Annotated in this window: 1 pseudogene; it reads right to left on the bottom strand. The window is 56.1% G+C overall.

What is annotated here, in order from left to right:
• A pseudogene (locus EOD29_RS31510) lies at positions 1-278 on the bottom strand (tail-specific protease); the annotation flags it as partial.

Below are 278 nucleotides of genomic sequence, written 5' to 3'. Positions count from 1 at the left end.
GCGAAAGCTTCATCGAGACATTGAAGTCGGCTGAAGCGGCCGTACCGAAATAGTCCGTGTGCGGATCGATCGACATTGCGTAGGCGTCCATGAACGATTGGAAAACGTCGTCGCTTTTGAACTTGTAAGCGCGCTCGAGTGTGTTTTCATAACGTTTGTCGAGTGTTTCGCGAATGGCCGCATCGGTTTTGCCGCCGAGCTTCAGCCGCAGCCAATCGCTTTTGACGCGCTTGCGCCAAAGCTCGTTGCTCTCGGCATCCGATTGCGGCCACGGCGCC

Origin of the sequence: Mesorhizobium sp. M1A.T.Ca.IN.004.03.1.1 (assembly GCF_003997555.1) — a bacterium.
Classification (GTDB): Bacteria; Pseudomonadota; Alphaproteobacteria; order Rhizobiales; family Rhizobiaceae; genus Mesorhizobium.
The sequence above is the reverse complement of the archived record's forward strand: the minus strand, read 5'-3'. Positions and strand labels throughout refer to the sequence as shown.